This window comes from Chloroflexota bacterium, assembly GCA_015478725.1.
In the GTDB taxonomy this organism is placed as follows: Bacteria; Chloroflexota; Limnocylindria; order Limnocylindrales; family CSP1-4; genus C-114.
This window is the reverse complement of record JADMIG010000014.1, coordinates 50235-67552: the sequence shown is the minus strand read 5'-3', so window position 1 is coordinate 67552 and position 17318 is coordinate 50235. Positions and strand designations below refer to the sequence as shown.

27 protein-coding genes are annotated in these 17318 nt (G+C 70.1%); 12 read left to right on the top strand and 15 right to left on the bottom strand.

Annotation, left to right across the window (positions count from 1 at the left end; genetic code table 11):
- From IVW53_10180 to IVW53_10165, 4 genes are all read left to right on the top strand, one after another.
- Positions 1-302: hypothetical protein (locus tag IVW53_10180; protein MBF6605935.1), on the top strand; the 302-nt coding region annotated here is incomplete at its 5' end.
- Positions 303-438: 136 nt separating this feature from the next.
- On the top strand, positions 439-1038 hold the full coding sequence (locus IVW53_10175) for a hypothetical protein (GenBank protein MBF6605934.1): 600 nt from the start codon (positions 439-441) through the stop codon (positions 1036-1038).
- A gap of 326 nt (positions 1039-1364) precedes the next feature.
- Complete coding sequence (locus IVW53_10170) at positions 1365-1733, top strand: hypothetical protein (protein MBF6605933.1); 369 nt, start codon at positions 1365-1367, stop codon at positions 1731-1733.
- Between the two features lie 476 nt (positions 1734-2209).
- Complete coding sequence (locus IVW53_10165; GenBank protein ID MBF6605932.1) at positions 2210-2878, top strand: methyltransferase domain-containing protein; 669 nt, start codon at positions 2210-2212, stop codon at positions 2876-2878.
- Between the two features lie 67 nt (positions 2879-2945).
- Here the strand turns inward: IVW53_10165 and IVW53_10160 are convergent, their stop codons facing one another.
- From IVW53_10160 to IVW53_10145, 4 genes are all read right to left on the bottom strand, one after another.
- Entirely contained in the window at positions 2946-4019 is a 1074-nt protein-coding gene (locus IVW53_10160) for a DUF4236 domain-containing protein (GenBank protein ID MBF6605931.1), read from the bottom strand.
- Between the two features lie 228 nt (positions 4020-4247).
- Positions 4248-5009 carry a hypothetical protein gene (locus tag IVW53_10155; protein ID MBF6605930.1) on the bottom strand — a complete coding sequence of 254 codons (762 nt, stop codon included), beginning with the start codon at positions 5007-5009 and terminating at the stop codon, positions 4248-4250.
- Positions 5006-5842, bottom strand: coding sequence for a hypothetical protein (locus tag IVW53_10150; GenBank protein MBF6605929.1), 837 nt, complete (start codon positions 5840-5842; stop codon positions 5006-5008). The genes IVW53_10155 and IVW53_10150 overlap by 4 nt, the downstream gene beginning before the upstream one ends.
- A gap of 86 nt (positions 5843-5928) precedes the next feature.
- Entirely contained in the window at positions 5929-7269 is a 1341-nt protein-coding gene (locus IVW53_10145; GenBank protein ID MBF6605928.1) for a DNA modification methylase, read from the bottom strand.
- A 140-nt stretch (positions 7270-7409) separates the two neighbouring features.
- Between IVW53_10145 and IVW53_10140 the strand changes: the two genes are divergently transcribed.
- Genes IVW53_10140 through IVW53_10130 form a run of 3 tightly spaced genes read left to right on the top strand, consistent with a single transcriptional unit; the run spans position 7410 to position 8288 of the window.
- On the top strand, positions 7410-7613 hold the full coding sequence (locus IVW53_10140; protein MBF6605927.1) for a hypothetical protein: 204 nt from the start codon (positions 7410-7412) through the stop codon (positions 7611-7613).
- Positions 7614-7616: 3 nt separating this feature from the next.
- On the top strand, positions 7617-8081 hold the full coding sequence (locus IVW53_10135; protein MBF6605926.1) for a hypothetical protein: 465 nt from the start codon (positions 7617-7619) through the stop codon (positions 8079-8081).
- Positions 8082-8084: 3 nt separating this feature from the next.
- Positions 8085-8288 (top strand): hypothetical protein, encoded by a 204-nt coding sequence (locus IVW53_10130; protein ID MBF6605925.1) that lies wholly within the window; start codon positions 8085-8087, stop codon positions 8286-8288.
- Positions 8289-8428: 140 nt separating this feature from the next.
- On the opposite strand, the gene IVW53_10125 is transcribed toward IVW53_10130, so the two are convergent.
- From IVW53_10125 to IVW53_10110, 4 genes are all read right to left on the bottom strand, one after another.
- The gene (locus IVW53_10125; GenBank protein MBF6605924.1) at positions 8429-8704 is read right to left on the bottom strand and encodes a hypothetical protein; all 276 of its coding nucleotides are present in this window, start codon (positions 8702-8704) and stop codon (positions 8429-8431) included.
- Positions 8704-9210, bottom strand: a complete 507-nt coding sequence (locus tag IVW53_10120) for a P27 family phage terminase small subunit (protein ID MBF6605923.1) — start codon at positions 9208-9210, stop codon at positions 8704-8706. The genes IVW53_10125 and IVW53_10120 overlap by 1 nt, the downstream gene beginning before the upstream one ends.
- 692 nt (positions 9211-9902) lie before the next feature.
- On the bottom strand, positions 9903-10169 hold the full coding sequence (locus IVW53_10115) for a hypothetical protein (GenBank protein ID MBF6605922.1): 267 nt from the start codon (positions 10167-10169) through the stop codon (positions 9903-9905).
- Positions 10170-10470: 301 nt separating this feature from the next.
- Complete coding sequence (locus tag IVW53_10110) at positions 10471-11097, bottom strand: AbrB/MazE/SpoVT family DNA-binding domain-containing protein (GenBank protein MBF6605921.1); 627 nt, start codon at positions 11095-11097, stop codon at positions 10471-10473.
- 90 nt (positions 11098-11187) lie between these two features.
- Between IVW53_10110 and IVW53_10105 the strand changes: the two genes are divergently transcribed.
- Positions 11188-11457 carry a hypothetical protein gene (locus IVW53_10105; GenBank protein ID MBF6605920.1) on the top strand — a complete coding sequence of 90 codons (270 nt, stop codon included), beginning with the start codon at positions 11188-11190 and terminating at the stop codon, positions 11455-11457.
- Between the two features lie 180 nt (positions 11458-11637).
- Entirely contained in the window at positions 11638-11973 is a 336-nt protein-coding gene (locus tag IVW53_10100; GenBank protein ID MBF6605919.1) for a hypothetical protein, read from the top strand.
- A 561-nt stretch (positions 11974-12534) separates the two neighbouring features.
- On the opposite strand, the gene IVW53_10095 is transcribed toward IVW53_10100, so the two are convergent.
- From IVW53_10095 to IVW53_10075, 5 genes are all read right to left on the bottom strand, one after another.
- Positions 12535-12966, bottom strand: coding sequence for a type II toxin-antitoxin system VapC family toxin (locus IVW53_10095; GenBank protein MBF6605918.1), 432 nt, complete (start codon positions 12964-12966; stop codon positions 12535-12537).
- Positions 12963-13199 (bottom strand): type II toxin-antitoxin system prevent-host-death family antitoxin, encoded by a 237-nt coding sequence (locus IVW53_10090; protein ID MBF6605917.1) that lies wholly within the window; start codon positions 13197-13199, stop codon positions 12963-12965. The genes IVW53_10095 and IVW53_10090 overlap by 4 nt, the downstream gene beginning before the upstream one ends.
- 214 nt (positions 13200-13413) lie before the next feature.
- On the bottom strand, positions 13414-13629 hold the full coding sequence (locus tag IVW53_10085; GenBank protein ID MBF6605916.1) for a hypothetical protein: 216 nt from the start codon (positions 13627-13629) through the stop codon (positions 13414-13416).
- 48 nt (positions 13630-13677) lie between these two features.
- Positions 13678-14568 carry a cation transporter gene (locus tag IVW53_10080; GenBank protein MBF6605915.1) on the bottom strand — a complete coding sequence of 297 codons (891 nt, stop codon included), beginning with the start codon at positions 14566-14568 and terminating at the stop codon, positions 13678-13680.
- Positions 14568-14933: a helix-turn-helix transcriptional regulator gene (locus IVW53_10075; GenBank protein MBF6605914.1), complete on the bottom strand. Its 366-nt coding sequence runs from the start codon at positions 14931-14933 to the stop codon at positions 14568-14570. The genes IVW53_10080 and IVW53_10075 overlap by 1 nt, the downstream gene beginning before the upstream one ends.
- 156 nt (positions 14934-15089) lie before the next feature.
- Between IVW53_10075 and IVW53_10070 the strand changes: the two genes are divergently transcribed.
- A complete protein-coding gene (locus tag IVW53_10070; GenBank protein MBF6605913.1) occupies positions 15090-15383 on the top strand; it encodes a type II toxin-antitoxin system prevent-host-death family antitoxin in 294 nt (97 codons plus the stop codon).
- The gene (locus tag IVW53_10065; protein MBF6605912.1) at positions 15380-15832 is read left to right on the top strand and encodes a type II toxin-antitoxin system VapC family toxin; all 453 of its coding nucleotides are present in this window, start codon (positions 15380-15382) and stop codon (positions 15830-15832) included. The genes IVW53_10070 and IVW53_10065 overlap by 4 nt, the downstream gene beginning before the upstream one ends.
- Before the next feature lie 135 nt (positions 15833-15967).
- On the opposite strand, the gene IVW53_10060 is transcribed toward IVW53_10065, so the two are convergent.
- Positions 15968-16249: a hypothetical protein gene (locus tag IVW53_10060; protein MBF6605911.1), complete on the bottom strand. Its 282-nt coding sequence runs from the start codon at positions 16247-16249 to the stop codon at positions 15968-15970.
- Between the two features lie 60 nt (positions 16250-16309).
- The gene (locus IVW53_10055) at positions 16310-16531 is read right to left on the bottom strand and encodes a hypothetical protein (GenBank protein ID MBF6605910.1); all 222 of its coding nucleotides are present in this window, start codon (positions 16529-16531) and stop codon (positions 16310-16312) included.
- 122 nt (positions 16532-16653) lie between these two features.
- On the opposite strand from IVW53_10055, the gene IVW53_10050 reads away from it, so the two are divergent.
- Positions 16654-17286 carry a hypothetical protein gene (locus tag IVW53_10050; protein MBF6605909.1) on the top strand — a complete coding sequence of 211 codons (633 nt, stop codon included), beginning with the start codon at positions 16654-16656 and terminating at the stop codon, positions 17284-17286.
- Positions 17287-17318: the final 32 nt, after the last annotated feature.

The window sequence follows — 17318 nt, the reverse complement described above, 5'->3', positions numbered from 1 at the left end:
ATGAAGACAAGGGCCAGTGGATCGACAGCAAGACCGGCGAGGGACTGACACCCTCAGTCTGGGAGTCTGGCCCGGCGGGCGAGAAGCGGCTCAACAAGGCCTGTATCGAGGATTGCGCGTGGTGCCGACTGGCGCGTCTCCACAAGGGCTGGGAGCGAGACCCCGCCGACCACCGGCGGGCGTTCAACCCCGAGACCGGCCAGAACGGCCACTGGGATGAAGACAAGGGCCAGTGGATCGACAGCAAGACCGGCGAGGGACTGACACCCTCGGTCTGGGAGTCTGGGCCGGCGGGCGAGTGAGAAGAGAGTCTCGGACCGTCACGCCCGAGGTCGCCGACGTCAAGGGCGTTCATCGAAGAAACGCGGGAGAACCTTCCTCCACGGGAACCGCCCCTCTCCGCATCGGTTCTCTGACAGCAGCCGTGAGAGGCCCAGGTTGAGCATCGATCGACGAGTGGCGGGGCGGACCCTCATGGCGCTCGGCGCAGCGGCGATCCTCGTCGGTGGAATCGGCCTCATCACGACTGGCGGCAATGGCAGCACGACGGCGACCGCCGTGGCCACGGCGACGGCGACGGCCGCGGCGGTCACTCCCGCGAGCAGCTCGTTCGCGCCGACCGCGTCGAGCCCCTCGTCCTCCAGCGCTCCGCTCACGCCAGTCCCTGCGCCGACGACCACGCCGGGCGAGACGGTCGCGGCGTTTCTCGCCCGCTGGACGGCTGCGTTCCAGACCAACGACAGCGCCTTCCTCATGGACCGGCTCAATCCCATCGTCATCGCGCGCTACGGGGTGCCGGCCTGCCTGCAGGCCATTCATCGCCAGCTCGATCCGGCGGAGGTGAACGTGCTCCGCGCCAGCAGTGGTCCGGCGACGTGGACCTGGGTCGCCTCCGGACGCTCGGTGCAGGTCGCCGACGTCTACACGGCCCACATCGACCGCACGTTCAAGGGCGAGACGACACCCGTCACCTTCCACTTCGCCATGGTGAGCGGCGCCCTCACCTGGTTCGACGCCTGCGGGACGCCCCTGCCGTAGCCGGTCGGCAGGTCACGTCGGTCGGTCTCGTTGGGATCATTCGCAGGACCGTCGTGAACGGCCGTGCACCCTGGGCGGGCCGCACGGAGGGCACACGACGTTGCCATAGCGTCAGACGTTGACCTTGGTCTCGATCGCCGGATGGCTCGAGGTCGTCGCGGTCGGGTGTCACCGTTGCCACGCTGGTCGCTTCGATGGTGGCCCTCTGCCTCCCATCGTCCGATGCCCGGCGAAGCGCCCGGTGCCACCTGCCGTATGTTGTCGCTATGAACGGGACGCGCTGGCGTCGGGTGAAGAGTCGGACGCTTGGGGTCGCGTGTGTCCTGGTGGCAGCGACCACAGGCGGATATGTCGCTCTGCTCGGCGAGCAGGGATCGCTCGCCGCGTTCGCGCCTCGAGTCGGGTTCGTCCTCGCGGTCCTTGTCGGGCTCGCGATCCTCAGTGGCGTGGCGGCTTTCACCGAAGCCCCGGCGAGGCGCGCGACGATGGCAGCAGCCTGCGCCGGTGGTCTCCTGCCACTCGGCTTCCTCGCCGCGTTCTCGATCGGCCTCCCGCTCCTTGGGGCTGGATCGCTCGCGCTCCTGGCGTGGCGATCCGCAGTCCGCGATCCCGGCGCTGGCCGGCTGACGGGACAGTCGGGAGTCGCGGCCCTCGCGGCGGTGGTGGTCCTCGCGATCGGATTCGCAACGACGTGATCGCCGAGGGTGACCTTCAGGGTGAGCGCCCGACACATGCTCCGATCGTGGGGCTGGGACACCTACGTCAGTGGCCTGCCGCGTAGCGCGACAGCACGCTCACCCCCGTGCGGGCGAGGTCGCCAGGATGAGCGCCGCGGCGGTGATGGGGCCACACTGGGCCGCATGCCGATCAATGGCTGGCTGCGCCATTTACCCGCTGCGGTCGATCCTCTGATCGATGACGCGTGGCTGGAGCTGTTCGGACACCGTGACCGCGCCACGCGCGACCTCGCCGCGCCCAGGCCCGAGTCACCCGAAGACCGACGGTCCCAGCTACCTGTCCTGCCGGTCGTCCAGGAACGTGGGCCGGCCACTCGTCCGCGGCGGCGCCAGTAGACGTATCGGCCGACGAGGGCGGCACGCCCACGAGCTGGTCATCGAGTTGGTTGATCATTGGGCTTCCGCGAGCCTCGTCCGTCGTCTACGCTCTGGCCATGGATGCCTGCGGCTGTAACGGCCTCGCGGCGAAGTTCGACCGGCGGATCGCCGAGCGGGACCGCGATCGGTATCGTCGGCAGGGGCCCGATAGGACGACCCGCCTCCTCCTCGACCTGCTCGGGCGGAACCGGGTCGGCGGGGCGACGATCCTCGACATCGGGGGCGGGATCGGGATCATCGATCGAGAACTCCTCGCGGCTGGAGCGGGCCACGCCGTCATCGTCGACGCGGCGCCGGCCTATCTCCGGGTCGCCCGCGAGGTGGCCCGGGCGGCGAACCTTCTCGATCGGATCGAGTTCGTCGACGGCGACTTCGTCGAACGCGCCGCGGAGATCGGCACCGCCGACATCGTGACCCTCGATCGGGTGGTCTGCTGCTACGCCGACGCGGACGCACTCGTCGGTCTCTCGGCGGCCAAGGCGAACTCCCTCTATGGCCTCGTCCTGCCGCGCGATCGGTGGTTCATCCGAACGGCCCTGCGGGTGATGAACGTCGGGTTCTGGCTTCGACGGATGGCATACCGGGCGCGCGCCCATCCGAACGGGCATATCGATGCGCTCGTCGCGGGCCACGGCCTCCAGCCGCACGCCGAGGCCCGGACGCTCTTCTGGCGCGTCGTCGTCTACGACCGCGCGGTCATGCGTCCCACAGCGGTCGCCGCATAGCCTCCAGGGCTCGACGATGCCCTTCGGGCCGGGACACGATGGGTTCGTGGCGCTGGAGCGCGGGCGGCTACGCCGACGCGGGGCCCGCCATCGCCGCGAGGCGCGCCTGCACGTCCTCGAAGCCCGGATCGGCGGCGTACACGCGCTCGAGGTCGGCCTTGGCCCGGGCGTGCTGGCCAAGTTTCTCGTAGGCGAGCGCTCGGTCGTAGCGGATCGCGGTGAGGAGACCCGGATCTCGCCCGGCAGTCTTCGCGAGGGCGGCGCGGAAGGCGTCCATCGCCGCCGTGTCGTCGCCGAGCGCGGCGAACGCGACGGCCCGCAGATGAAGGGTCTCGAGCTCGATGTCCGAGCCATTGACGACGCCGGTCGCGGTCTCGACGACTCCGCCGTAGTCCGCCTCGGCGAAGAGGAGATCGCAGAGCGAGAGCCGGACGATCGGGTCGGGCACCGCGGTGTGGATCTGGGCCACGATGCCGATCGCCTCACTGAGCCTGCCGGCGCCCTGGTAGAGCTCGGCGAGGCCGAGCGCCGCGCCGAGCTCGGAGAACGGGACATGGGCCGAGACGGCGTGGGTGATCCGGACGGCGAGCGACGGCGCGACACCGGCGCCGGTGAGGTACTTCGTCTCGAACCGATCCGGCAGCGGATGGGCGCCCCCGACCACCGCCTCGAGGTGGGCGATCGCCCGAGGGACGTCGCCGAGGGCGGTTGCCGCGAAGCCCGCGAAGATGTGCGCCGAGGTGATCGTCGGGTCGGCCGCGAGGACCTCCTCGAAGCGGGTGACGGTGCTCGCCTCGTCGCCGCCGAGATGGGCGAGGAGCCCAGCGTGGTACGCCTTCTCGGCAGCCGAGGCGAAGAGGCCAGGATGGGGGATCGTCTCGGCCACGGTGCGCGGTCGCGGCAGCGTGGGAGCCTGGACCATCCGCGCTCGGGCACTCGTCGCTCGACGGACTCCGCCACCGCTCCGCGACTGGTAGTACAGCCCCGTGCCGGGCAGGCCGGCCGAGCGGGTCCGGCGACCCGAGGAGTGGACGCTGTAGTGGGCGCCGCGCGGGCCGACCGTGAGGCCGAGCCCGGTCTTCGTGAGGTTGATCCTGATCCCCGGGGCGATCCGGATGCTCCGCCGGAAGCGCAGGCTCATCGGTCGCCACCCACCTTCTGGAACGCGCCGCTGACCGCGGTGGCGGTTCGTTGACCATCGGAGCGGTCGATCGCGGTCATCTTGCCGATCATCGCGGTGAACCGCTCGGGATGGGAGCTTGGCGCGGAGGGTCACCGGACGGCCATGCCGCGTCCGGGAACGGCGTCGGCGAAGCCCCAGATGGCGGGCCGACACTCAGCGCAGACACGCACCGACGGAGCGAGCCGGTTACGCCGGGACCAGTCTGTCGAGTTCAGCAGCTGCCGCAGGTGTCGCCACGTCGATGACGGTCGACAGCGCCGCAAGATTGGCGGCGGCGGGCGACCCGACCACTTCATCGAACCCGTGCACGAATGAGATCGCGCGGACGTCCTGCGGCAGATTCAGGTACCGGTAGAGCGCATCGTGCACCAGCGTCTCGATGCCGAGTGGAACGCGGTGCCCCACCAGCCGATGTCCGTTCTCGAATGCATAGGGAAACCTGAGACGCTCGCGATGGCGGGCTACGTTCCCGGACGACTCGATGACGACATCCCGTTTGAAACCGGCGCGCGCCAACATTCCAGTCTCGGCGAGCAGCCGCTCCACCTCGACCTTCAACTCGAGGGCACCCGGCGGTTCCTCATCTGCAACCAGCCGACGGAAGTACTCGCCGACGAGGCCCTCGATAGAAGCATCGGGGCGGTCATCGAGCCACACTTCTCCCGCCGCTTGCACGAAGAACGTGGCCTCTGGACGTGCCCGCAGTGAGGCTGGGTCTTGTCTTTCCTCAACAATCGAACGCCGCCAGAAGCGAACCCACTCGCGATAGACGTCCACCGGCGCGCCCACCGAATGGCGAATCGATCGCCCGTCAATGGCGCCGCTCGTCTTCTCCCCCAAGAAGCGGCACCCCACCGAGCCGTCGGCGCGGACGATGACTCCGATGTTGCGCGGTTCCCAGCGAGCAGGATCAGGAACGTACTTGGCCAGGTAGATCTCGGTCGTCATATCAGGCCCCAGTCTGCCACCGGAATCGCGCGAAACGCCGTCAGGTTGCTGCGGATGATCTGGTCGAGTCGCTGGCGCCGCGAGATGATGTGGTCTGCAAGCATGGCACCATCTCCTTTGGCTAGTCCGATCCCGAGCCGCTCTGCCTCCCCGCACACACGCCGGACGGCTAGATCGCGGACCTCGCGCTGGGCGAGCTCGACGGCGCGCTTCACGGCCATCGCGTCGGTGAGGCGGTCGAGGAGGCAGTGAGTGTTTCCTCCACTAGCTCCGTCGACGACGAAGGCATCGCGGACACGGTCAAGTCGCCCGATCCCAGCGCCCGCGCCTGCTCCCAGAAGGGCATGGCTATGGTCGAACACTTCAAGCCGGCGGTCAGCGGAGAAGAACGCGAGATTGCGCGGGTGCCGATCCTCATTCGCAATCAGCACGTCGAAGACCACGACCTCAGCGGCTAGCGCTGGGACACGGCGGGCGACCTCTGCGGGATCAATGGGCGGCAGCGGCACGTCGGAGAAGCTCAGGGTGACCCATGCCGGTGCGACGCCCGGAGGTCCCTTGATGACTGCGCCGGGCGGCACGGGAAGGCCGATTAGCTCCCCCAACCGCCCGCACACGTACTCGTTCGCGACGCAAGCAGGGCCGCCTGACGAGTTGAGTTTCGCGTAGCCGAGGAGCTCGACCCGGCGCGTGTCGCTCGCTGTGCCCGCAGTCGGCGCCGGCCATGCGTGAACGCTGTAGATGTGAGGCTTTCGCCAACGCGTCATGCCTTTGGCTTCTCCACCGGCCCGGTCGACCCGGCTCGAATCGAGCGCTGGGCTGCCGGACGACATGAAAGATAGCCGACGGACGTATGGTCGAGGACCGTGGGGATCTGGCGCCGAACTTGGCGCCGAATATCCACCCATCGTGTCGGCGCTCAGCCATCGATCTTCTCCGCCGGCCGGCCGGTGAAATTCTGCCAGCGCTCGATGATGACCTGACAGTAGCGCGGCTCGACCTCGAGTCCGTAGCAGCGTCGGCCGAGTCGCTCGGCGGCGATGAGCGTCGTGCCGCTGCCGAGGAAGGGGTCGTACACGAGCCCACCGGGCGCGAGGTGGTTGCGGATCGGCGTCTCCGACAGGACGACTGGCTTTTGCGCCGGGTGATCCTGCTTCTCCTCGGTGCTCCCTGAGCCGAGCCGCTTCGGGCTGGGTGCGCGCCAGATCGTGGCCTGGTTCCGCTCGCCGATGAAGAGGTTGGGGAGGCCCGGCCGACGGACGACGAAGCACGGCTCGTGCGCCCAGTGGTACCACGAGCGGCCGATCGAGAAGAGCCCCTTGTCCCAGATGATCTGGGCGACGAGCTCGAAGCCGATGTCGAGGAGACCCGCCAGCACCTCGAGGGTGTGGGCGGACGCGTACCAGATGTAGCCGACCTGGAGGGAGGGCACGAGGGCGAACGCCGCGGACCAGTCGGCGCGGACATCGCCGCTGATCGTGATGTTGCGATGGCCGGCGGTGCGCGCGCCCGCCTTGCCGTCGCCGCGCATCTTGCGGCCGACCACCATGTACGGCCGCTCGGCGCCCTGCGTGACGTCCCAGCCGCGGACGCGCTTCTGCGGGCCGTTGTACACGCCATCCCGCCAGGTCTGGTCGAGCGACACGCCATACGGCGGGTCGGTGGCGAGGAGGGTCGGGGTCGCCCCGTCGAGGAGGCGTGCGACGTCCTCGGCGTTGGTGGCGTCGCCGCACAACAGGCGGTGGTCGCCGAGCGCCCAGAGCTCGCCCGGTCGGACGAACGACTCCTCCGGCACGTCCGGCACGTCGTCGGGATCGACGAGCCCCGCCCGCGGCGGCCGCATGCTCGCGAGGAGCGCCTCCAGCCCGGCGTCGTCCACCGTGATGTCCGCGAGGAGGGCTTCGAGCCGCTCGGTGGACTGCTCGGCCATCGCCCCGATCGGGTCGAGGGTCGCGAGGACGAGCGCCTCCTCCTCGGGCGAGAGATCGACGTACAGGACCGGCACGGAGGTCTCGCCGCGAGAGAGGGCCTCCTCGATGCGGGCGTGGCCGTCGACGACGTATCCCGTCCGCTGGTTGACCATGACCTGCGCCACCCAGCCGACCTCGGACAGCGAGCCGCGGAGGGCGTTCCGCTGGGCGGCGGGATGGACGCGCCAGTTCGCGGGGTTGGCGAGGAGCTGGTCGGGGGCGACCTCGCCGGAGCCGACGATGCGGTTCCGCCAGGCCGGCGGCGCGACGGGAGCGGCCTTCGCGCTCATGCGGCGACCGCCGATCTTTCGCCTTGACTTCGTGCACCGCACGAGTGAGTGATGGTCATGCACCCGCCAGATCGGCGGGCACCACGGAAGGGAGAACCGACATCACGAGCACCAGAGGCAGCACCGCTCTTGACGCCTACATGGCGCTCCGGGCCGACGCGCTCGCCCTGCTCGCCCGCATCACCGAGGCGCTCGAGAACCACGACGACGCACCGGCGGGCGACGACCTGCACTGGGGCCACGTCGGAGACATGGCCCTGACCCGCCACGAGCTGCAGATCATCTCCGACCGCCTCTTCGCCGAGGGCGAGTACGCCCCCGATAACCCGATCGAGAAGGAGTAGATCATGACGACCGAGACGAACCCGACCATCACGGTCGTGCGCACGTGCATCGGCTCGAAGACCTTCGGGATCGAGGCCCACGAGGCGCCGATCGAGGACTTCCCGGTCCAGCCCAGCCGGAAGGACGGCCTCGGGACCATGTGTCGGCCCCACTGGACGGAGTACACCCGGGCGCTCCGGAAGGCGTCGATCGCGAGCAAGGCCGCCGGCACGGCGCTGCCGGTCGGCACCGGCACCCCGCCGGTCGTCCACGGAGCAAAGAAGGCCAAGAAGCCGGAGCCGATCCGGACCGTCGCCGAGTCCCCCGCCGTGACGCGTCGGCGGGCGAAGATCGAGGCCGAGCTCGCCGCCGCGGGCGGTGCCGGGACCGAGGCCGGTCAGCAGATCCTCGAGGACGCGGACGTCGCGAGGGCCTCCGGACTGCTGCTGGCGATGTCTGAACCCCTCACCGTCGAGGAGGCGGGCTGAGCGATGACCGCGCGACACCCCTTCGACGAGATCGCGGACGACCTCGACGAGGCGATCCGCCGCCGCCGCCGAGACGGATGGGGCCGCCTCAACACGGCCACGGTCCACGAGCTCGCCCGCCTCACCGACGAGCGCGACGAGCTCCGCCACCTGGCGCGGCTCGACCGCGACCTGGCGCGGCTCGACCGCGAGGCCAGCATCGCGTAGATCACCCCATCGCCGACCCTCGGGCCCCGGGCGCGCGCCTGGGGCCCTTCTTCGTGGGGTGGCGCCCGTGGCCAGTGGCGCGCTCATCGCGGCACGTGGGCCAACCGTGGCGGCTGTGGGCGAAGGTGCCCCGATCCGGTTCACGCCCGCTCTGCCTTCGCGTAGCCCTTGGGGGCCACCACGATCGGAGGCGGCGATGGCGGAGCGAGCTTGGCGGTGACCTTCTTGACCACCGCCGCCATCCATTTCTCGGCGCAGGCGAGCGAGCAGAGATCGGCGTACTCATCCACCTTGGGTTGGAGACGAGGGCCACGGACCTCCATCGTCAGGGCGCCATATCCGCTCTTGCCCTGGGGGAAGTCCTGCTCGCGCCCGCAGACGTCGCACTGTTGGCGGGTGTAGTTCGTCGTGCTCATCACGCCCTCCGCTTCGACCGGATCGGGGTGAGGAGCCGAAGCATCGGATCGTCCTCCGGGACCGCTGGCCGGACGTTGCTGAACGCCGAGACCGACGACGGCGTGAGGCCAAGCTCCCGGGCGAAGACCCGGATGAGGTCGGCCTCGCCCCGGACAATCGACACGAGCGGGTTCTTGACGAGTTCGCCCCGACGGGCGCCACGACCGTCGGCACGGACGAGCGGGCCGCTCCCCGCCAGGAGCACCGCCGCTTCCTCATAGCGGGCGACCGCCTCGACGTAGGCGCGGAGGGACGGGCCGTGGGCGGCGAGGATGACCCCCGGCGCCTGCTGGGCGAGCGTCTCGTGCCACAGGTCGCGGGCCCGCGGCGAGAGGTCGGGCGGCAGCTCCGGCGCGACCTGCGCCGGCTGGGCCGGGTTCCTGGGCATCCGTTGCGGGTCGTGGGCGGCCGAGCCGTTGAGGATCTTGAGAGCGAGCGGCTTGGGGGCCGGACCACGGGCGCCCATCAGCCGGCCTCCTCGCGTGTCACAAAAAAGGCGAAACCTGCGGACGCGTGAGAGGGCCTGAGACCGCGGTAAGCCAGCGGGCGCGAAAGTGTATTCCGCGTGGAGTGGCCTGGCCGCCCGCCGACCGGGTTGCCGAACCCACCGTCGACGAGCGCCGTCGTGCGCGAGTCCGTCGCCCGGACGTGGCCGGCAACCATCGGAGGGTGGACCGCCGCGATGTCGGCTGGGCCATAGCGCATGGTGCTCGGTCCTCCTGTTCACCGGCCCACTGAGCACGTAGGGCCAGCCAAGGAGCCGGCGGGGATGAGCCACCGGCAGAACGGTGCGTGGATGCCGTGCGGACGGACCCGAGGGTGCTCGTCGCGGGCGGCGCGGCACTACATCACACGCGCCGCCTCCTCCTCGCTGCTCGGGTGCGAAGGAGGGCGGCTATCCATTGCGCCACGGAGGGCCGGGACACCGCCTTGTGGGGACCGTGCCGAGGCCATCATGCCGACGCTACCAGCCGGAGCGGCGCGGCGCCTCCGTCGATCCAGACGATGTACCGGAACTGTTGGTAAGTGTCGGCCCTACTCCTCTCGCCCCGACCAAACTCGACAACCATGCCGCTGCCGATCCCTCGCCAGCACCGTGGTGGGATCGTGCCTCCCCGACCCTTCCAGCCAGGTCTCCCGCGACAACCAGCGACCGAGCTACTTCTTGATGTAGATCATCATCGGTGGGATCATCCCAGCTCGTTCCGCCGCCGCCGCCAATTCCGGCGAGAACGAACGCTGCGCTGCCTGGAAGGCCTCCATGTCGGGGACGTCCCAGGTGCTCGCGACTTGGTTGCTGCCATCCATCGCAACGTAGCTGGATCCGTCCGACGCGACCGCCGACAGCGCGGCGGTCATGTCCGCCTTGAACTTCAGCCACGCGTCGACATCCTTGACGGCAGCGGTGACGATGATCTTCGGCACGTCGAGTCTCCTACGCGGACGTATGGAGGGCCTTGGCTTGGACGCCGGCCTCTCAGGACCGACGACGAGTATGCCTCGCCGAGACGTCCGCCGCGTTCGCTGACTTTCGCGGGAAGGTACTTGGGCATCCATCGCTCACGCCCGGTGAGCTGCCAGTACCTTCCGTTATCACGCTTGCCCGAGGAAGGGTGACCGACCGACCATAGGGAGGCAGCTTCGTCGGAGGCCGCTACCCTTGGCGGCCACAAGAGCGAGATGGGCAAACTGGTGATCCTCCCCAAGATCCGGGATCCGCGGTTCATCACCCGTGCGTCGCGGTGGGATCCTCCAGGACGACGATCATCGTCTTCTCGCGAGGTGGGCGGCTGATTGCGCGGAGCATGTGCTGCACCACTTCGAGCAGGCACGGCCGAAGGACGACCGTCCACGTCGGGCGATCGACCTCGGGCGGGCCTGGGCGCGGGGTGGGATCACGTGGGCAGAGGCCCGCACGGCGGCCGGCCATGCAAACGCTGCTGCCAGAGACCTGGGTGGGGCAGCACGGCATGCCGCCTACGCTGCCGGCCAGGCCGCCGCGGTGGGCCATGTGGCGGCTCACGAGCTCGGCGCCGCGGCCTACGCGATCAGGGCGACGCGGGCGGCAGCGGCTGATGACGAGCGCGAGGCGGCTGGCCGCTTGGAGTGCCAGTGGCAGCGCGCCCAACTCCCCCACGAGATCCGAGAACTTGTGCTCGACGACCAGCGGCTGCGCAACGAGTTGTGCTGGTTTGCGTTCGACTGCTGACGCGGCTCGCTCCCGGCGACCTGACCCCGCCCGGAGGATACGCGCCCGCTTGACGCCCATCGACGAGCGGGCCTCCGCCGGGATCACGATCTGGCCTTTGGTGCCGACCGTCGCCGACCCCAGGAATCCGTGGGTCTCTGCCATGCCATGTTGCGCTCCTTTCGCACCCGAAGGTGACGTGGGCCTGCGGTACCTTTAGCCGGGCGCCTGACGGCAGGGCGTATGGTTCGGGCCATGAAGGGCGACCGCGTCGAAGCCGTGGTGGATACCGGTCAGGGCGTGCAGACGTTCGACATCGTCGCGACGCGAGCGGGTCGGCGGATCGAGGTCGTGACGAGCCGCGGCGTCGTCGAGGTCCGCGAGGTGACCCGGACGGGCCAGCCGGTACGCACGGGCCGCTTCATGGCGAGCCGGCTCATCGCCCTCGTCGAGCATCCGGCGCATGGCGAGCGAAGTCGCGTCGAGGTGACGACCCGCCATCGGATCGAGCGCGAGCGGTCGTAGGGACCCGGGCCGGCGGGAGGTGGCCGGAGTGGACGAGCGGCGGGGGGGGTCGAGGTCGTCGCAGTCCGTGGTCCGCAAGGCGGGCCCGACCCGCGTGGCCTCGTCATCGTCCTCGTCGTCACAGTCCTCGTGGCGCTCGTCAAGCCCTGGCCGCCCGACGATCGCCGAGTCAGCGTCATCATGCCGAGCGCGAGCGTCCCGACGGCGTCGACCGGCGGTGCTGCCGAAGCCGGCGCGGCCGTCACTCCCGCATCGAGCGTGGATCCGGATCGCCCACCGGCGAACCTCTCGGCCTCCGTCTGGAGGTCATCCGCAGTGGGCAGGCCCGGGGTGATCGGCGTCGTCGATATCACGCCGTCGGGCATCCCACCCGGACTCGCCGGCCTCTACACGGCGCTGCCTGGCGCGGACGGATCGACCGCCTGGCCGCCCGGACAGTACGTGGTCGAGCTCGACGGCGAGACGGCGGACGGACCTCCCTTCGCTCGATGGTTCGGGATCGCCGTCCGGCACTGACGACCGCCAGCCGCCTACACCGCTCGCTGCCGTCCTGCCCCGCGGCCGAGGGTCTGCACGGCCTGCCCGAGCTGCGGTGGATCGAGGACGGGCTCCGCCGATCGTCGAGGTCCGCGGTTTGCAGCTCCGCGGTCCACGTCGTGCGATGCCTCCCGATTGCGAGGACATGGCCTGACCCCGAGGTCGATCGCCGAGCCGGCGAGGTTCGGGGGGCAACTATAGGCGCGGTTGACGCCAGCGAAGGTCACGACGTGATTGCCGGACACGGCGTCCGACGAGGATGCCCATCGGATCGAGCCCGGCCGTCCCAGATTCCGGCACATGGCCATGAGGCGGGCACTGGTCTGCAGGTCGGTGACAGGTGACCCTCACCCGGGCACCTGACAGGATCCACGCGCCGGCCCGGCTCGATCCACGCTCAGGTCTGCCAGCGCCGCGTCGGGAGTCGGTGACGAGCGCCCGCCTGGGGGTCATCTGGCACGAACGGCATGCCGCGACGTCCGTGGGAATCGCATCTGGTAGCCGCCACCCTTGCCGCCATTGCCACAGGCGGCGAGGACGCTATCCCGTCGATCGCCGTTCATCCGGGAGCGCGACGGTGACGACATCCAGGCCTTCGATGCCGATGAAGTCGTCCGGGTTGCAGGTGTACAGGGGCAGATCGTTGGCGATCGCGATCGCGGCGATCATCGCGTCGTGGGCACGGACCGACGTCTTGCGTCCGGCCCGCCGGAGCGATGCGGCGACCTGGCCGAAGGCACGGGCGGCATCGGCATCGAACGGCAGGGGCTCGAAGTCGGCCTCGGCCTGTTGGAGGTGTGCGAGTCGGGCGGCGCGCTCGGTGTCGGTCGTGGCGACGAGCGGACCGACCGACAGCTCCGCGAGGGTGATAGCAGAGATGACCGGGGCATCGGGCAATCCGCCGGGATCGCGAAGGCGAGTCAGCACGATGACCACGCTCGAGTCGAGCAGCCCGGTGGGACGCGTGGTCACAGACGCGGATCGATGACGGCGTCGACCTCACCGCGAAGCGACCCGGCGTCAAGGATCGGCAGGCGCCGCCATCGACGCAGGAGGACGGCGGCCGACAGCGGCGTCGACCGATACGGTCGGAGCTCCGCCATTGGTCGTCCATCGCGAGTCACCGTCAGGCGCTCTCCGGCCGCCACACGGTCCACGACCTCGCCACCGCGATTGCGCAGCTCCCTGATCGTCACCTCTGCCATGCGTCCACGATCGAGCCACGAGCATCGCGGCCGCCTGCGCCATCGCCGCCGTGAGCGAGAAGTTCCCGGCGGAGATCACGCCGACGGCGTGCTCCCGTGCCGGCGCGTCGATCTCCGCGTAGTCGGCCGCAGTCGCACCGGAGGCGCCGATCACGACGGCGACGCCGCGCTCGATCGCCGCAAGGGTGTTGGCCTTCACGGCAGTGTGCGAGGTTTAGTCGATCAGCACGTCGACGCCGTCGAGTGCCTCGTCGACGGAGCCGAAGACGGGCACGTCGAGCGCCTCGCCGCCCAACGCCCTGCCGAGGTCCGCGCCGGCGGCCGAGCGTGCGACCGCGGAACGCAGCGTCAGGTCATCGGCCGCGAGGACACCGGCGACCAGCGCGCGCCCGGCCCAACCGGTGGCACCGGCGATGCAGACATCGATCATGCTCGTTGACTCCCGTTCATGTACCACCGCGCGCGCCGTGCGATCCGCTCACGCGTGCCCGACCTCCTCCAGGCGTCGCCGATCGGCGGTCTCGATCTGGAACGTGCTGTGCTCGATGTCGAAGAAGCCGGCCAGGCACTCGCACAGGTGGTCGAGTACGACGGCGGGCTGCGTGTCCGGCTCGACGATCACGTGGGCGGACACGACGTTCATCCCCGAGGTGATCGTCCAGACGTGGAGATCGTGGCAGTCCGCCACCCCCGGGGCCTCGAGGATGTGCGATCGGACGAGCGCCATGTCGAGACCCTTGGGCGTCGCCTCGAGGAGGACGTCGACCGCATCGCGGAGGAGCCGCCACGTGCGCGGGAAGACGAGGATCCCAATGAACATCGAGGCGATCGCGTCGGCCGCCCCGAACCCGGTGAGGACGATCGCCACCCCGGCAACGATGACCGCCGCGGAACCCGCGAAGTCGCTGAGCACCTCGAGGTACGCCCCGCGGACATTGAGGCTCCGGGTCTGCGCATCCCGAAGGAGCCACAGCGAGGCGCCGTTGCCGGCCAGGCCGACGAGTGCGACCGCGATCATGAGCCCGGGCGCCACCTCCGGCGGCGCGGCCAGCCGGCGCAGCGCCTCGAACAGGATGAAGCCACCGACCCCGAAGAGGAGGACGGCATTGACGACCGCCGCGAGGATCTCGAGCCGCTGATAGCCGAATGTCCGCGCTGCGTTCGGGGGCCGGGAGCCGATCCAGATCGCCAGAAGGGCGAGCCCGACCCCGGCGACGTCCGTCAGCATGTGTCCGGCGTCGGCGAGCAGGGCGAGGCTGTTCGCCGCGATCCCGCCGATGGCCTCCAGCGCGAAGATCGCGAGCGTCAGCCCGAAGACCACCCGGAGGCGACCGCGGGTGGCCGCCGCGGCGCTGTTGACGTCCGGCATCAGGCGGTCCCGCTCGTCGACTCGGCCGTGTGCGCAAGCGCATCCGCGAGAACGTGACGGACATGTTCGTCGGCGAGCGCGTAGAACGCGATCCGACCCGCCTTGCGGCGGGTGACGACGCCGCGTTCGCGGAGCAGTCGCAGCTGGTGGCTCACGGCCGAGACGGACAGGTCGAGCAGGAGCGCGAGATCGCAGACACAGAGTTCCGGCGTGAGCGCGAGGGCGTGGAGGGTCCGCACCCGCGTCGGATCGGCGAGGGTGTCGAACCAGGAGGCCGTCACGTGCGAGGCGTCCGACGAGAGCAGCCGACCGATCAGGGGCCGGACGACCTCAGGGTGCAGGGAGGCGACGTCGCATCGGTCGATCGTCAACACTTGAGCCACCGCTCAAGTATCACCGGGTCGCCGGCAGCTCGCAACCGAGCGACGTGGATCCGGCCACGCACGGCGGGGAGCACGCCACGCCTCGGTCGCGCCCGCTTTTGACTTTACGAGCCGGAATGAGATGGCTAGAGTAGCCAGATGAACACAGCAACGATCACCGAAGCCAAGAATGGACTCAGCGCGCTCATCGACCGGGTCAGGAATGGCGAGAGCATCCTCATCCTCGACCGCGGTGTGCCAGTCGCCCGGCTGGAGCCGGTCGCAGCGTCCTCAGACCCCACGGGCCGCCTGCGTCGCCTCGAACGGGCTGGCGTCATCCGGGTCGGCGACGCCCCGCCACCCCTCGATCTGCTGCGCACGCCGGCGCCGCCGCTGGCTCCGGGCACCAGTGTGGTTCAGACGCTCCTCCAGGAACGGCGATCCGGGCGGTGAGGTTCTGGGACAGCTCGGCGATCGTCCCCCTCCTGGTGGCGGAATCGTCGAGCGCGGCCGTGACGCGGGAGTACGAGCTCGACCCCGAGGTCGTCGCCTGGTGGGCGACGGAGGCGGAGTGCGTCTCCGCGCTCGCTCGTCTCGAACGGGAGAGCAGCCTGACCTCGCCGTCCATGGCCCGGGGGCTCCGGCGTCTCGATGGCCTGGTGAGGGCCTGGCGCGAGGTCCAGCCGGTCACGGCCGTCCGCGAGACCGCGATCCGACTGCTTCGCGTCCATCCGCTGCGTACCGCCGACGCCCTCCAGCTCGGTGCGGCGATCGTGGCCGCCGAGAACCACCCGGCGACCCTTCGGCTCGTCACGCTTGACGAGCGGCTCGCGCAGGCGGCCGAACGCGAGGGGTTCGCGGTGGTCCGCCCCGATCAGGCGCCATCGGAATCCTCGTCCTGACCCCTCTCGAACGCCTTGGCCTCGAAGCGTCTCGCCCGGCACGGCACCGAGCAGGTCGCTCTCGGGGCCAGCTCCGCCCGGCCGTTGCCGAACCCCTCCTCGCAGCCTGGCGGTCCGTCGTCCGTCCGACGGGCATCACGGCTCCGCCCGCAGTGCGGCGAGGATCGTCGCTGCGGACAGGACCGATCCGGCCGCGGTATTCCGTCGGTGGGGCCACGCTCGATGGATCGCCGCCGCCAGCGTGTCCTCCGTCACCAGCACCGCGCCGTCGGGGATGGCGGCAAGGGAGGCCATGATCCGGCGACCAGCCACGACGGTCGGATGCGCCTCCCCGAGACTCAACGCGAGATGCTCGACCGCGTCGGCAACGAACTCGGGCGCCCCGTCCAGCACGGCCTTGATCTCGACTCCCGTCATCCCGTCCCCTTCGTTGCCCGACCATCCAGTCCGACGAGCGCCCCGACGACCTGCGCCGTGTCAGCCGGGTCCGTGCGGGCCGCGTCGAGGGGTGATGAGCGCCAGCAGCACCAGCGTCAGGAGGGGCGACACGACAAGCCCGATGAGAAACCAGACGAACGGGTTGTAGCCGCGCTTGCCGGCCGTCAACGCCACCCACCCCGCGCACACGATCCACACGACGCTGACGAGCAGGAACGGACCGTACAGGTACAGCCCCATCTCTCTGAGCGTTTGGTCCAACCTGGGTCCCTCCGCGCGATCAGGCGTCTCGACGATCATCATCCCGGCCAGGGCCCCGGTCAACGAGTTGCACGGCCGGGCGACGGAGCAACCGGTACGCGACGATCGGCGTCTGAGCGACGATGTACAGGCGCCCTCGACTCATCGGCTTCCTTGCCGTCACGGCGTTGGTCGCCGCATGCGCCGCTCCGCCGAGCCTCCCGCCAGACGTCCCCGGAGCGACGGCATCCTCGGCGTCGCCCACCCTGCCGCCCGGGCCGAACACCGTCCGCGATGGCGCCGCCGGGATCTCCTTCGAGCGACCCGTAGGCTGGAGTCGCTGGCAACCGAACGATCCCGACCCGCTCGTGGGCGGGCCGCTCATCTATCTCAGTACCGACCCGCTGCGTGCCGACTGCGCCACGCGGCCCGGCGCGTCGCCGAATCCGATGAACGCCCGGGGGGTGACCTGCACTTCGCTGACCTCGCTCTCGCCTGACGGCGTGTTCGTCGAGTGGGTCGCGCAGCGGCTGCTCAGTCGGCTTCCGACGAGCGGCGAACCGATCGCCATGAACGGCTCCACGGCGCGACCGCAGATCGAGCGACCGGGGTCCTGTCGTGACATCGGGGCGGACGAGACGATCAGCGTCCTCGTCCCGATCGGACAGCCGACCCCGCTCTCGAACATCGTCGTGGTCGCCTGCCTTCGGGGGCCCGATCTTTCGCTCGCCGAGGTGCAGGTCCGGGCGATGCTGACATCGGCGATCGTCCGGTAGCTCGGACATCCACGACGCCACACGACCTCCAC